General features: G+C 74.1%; 1 protein-coding gene. It reads left to right on the top strand.

Annotation, left to right across the window (positions count from 1 at the left end; genetic code table 11):
- On the top strand, window positions 1-1072 hold a 1072-nt coding region (locus tag ACWFRU_RS42460), incomplete at its 5' end, for a DUF6248 family natural product biosynthesis protein (protein WP_453694218.1).
- Window positions 1073-1286 lie beyond the last annotated feature (214 nt).

Below are 1286 nucleotides of genomic sequence, written 5' to 3' on the forward strand. Positions count from 1 at the left end.
GAGCTGGACCGAGTACGCCGAGGTGGCGGAGTTCGACGACGGGTTCTGGGCCCTGGACTGCGTCCCGGACCGGTGGGACGTCAACAAGCGGATCGCCCGGACGCGCGTGACCGGGCTGTGGGCGGCCGGGCTGCTGGACGTGCGCCTGGAGAGCAACGGCCGTCGCTGCTTCGTGATGTCGTCGACAGGTCAGCGGGTGCGCCGTCTGCTGTGGCGCGCGGAGCGCCAGGGCGTCATCGAACCCGTCGCGAAGGACGCCAGGCTTTCCCCGATCCCGAAGCGCAGCGGCGGATACCCGCTGCTGTCCGAGGGGCGCTACTTCAAGGGTGAGGAGCGGTGCGCGGACGACCCGGTCCCGACCGAGCCTGCACCCGCCTTTGTGGCCGTGGTTCCCGCAACGGCGCCAGTGCCGACGACGCCGCCGACGCGCACCGACCAGCCCCTGTTGCGGCGCCTGTTCGCCCCGCGCTCCGCCCGCGAGCAGCGGCCCGCGGACGTCGTCCGTGAAGTCATCCGGCGCCCGCAGCGCATCCTCACTCCCGAGGAACGCGAGCGAGTGCGGGACATGGCGCTGCTCAACCTCCAGGGAGCCCTGATCATGGGCATCACCGACCCGGTTCCCAACGCGTCGCCGATGTCGGAGGACGCCGGTGCGTGGGTGCGCGAGCACGCTTGGCCCGCGCACTGGAAGGCGATGGAGGAGCGGTACCCGTTCGGGTTCCACCGGTGGAGCATGTGCGAGCGGGGCACCTGCTGGAACTGCCTGAACGGACGTCACGACATCTGCGTTCACCGGCAGAAGGGTGGCCCGGACGTCGACGGCAACCGCGAGTGGGTGACCAGCCACCAGGGGCGTACCGTCGCCGAGTTCATCCCCCGGCCGGGCGGCGAGCCGTGCGTGTGGTGGTGCCGGTGCGAGTGCCCCAAGGACGGCCCGGCACCGGCCCGTCCGGCGGCGAAGAAGAAGCTTGCTCCGGCCGGTCCGCCGGCGGCATCCGAGCCCGCTCCGGCACAGGCCGCGGCGACTGTCCGGGCGCCCGAGGCGGAGGCGGTGCAGGCCGCCTTGTGGTGACGCGGGGGGGCGCTGCCCCCCACACCCCCCGGCCCTCTCTCCAAGGGGGCGGGGGGACGGATGCCGACCTGGCGGTGAGTGGGTGGTGCAGGGGTGGGGGCGGCCGGGGGGCTCCCTCGCCGGACGGGCACCCCGAGGGGGCCACAGCCCGCGCCGGGCCGCCAGGCCAAGCCGCCTGCGGCGGTCGCCTACGGCGAGCCCGGCACCCCGACAC

It is taken from the genome of Streptomyces sp. NPDC055099 (assembly GCF_053607685.1).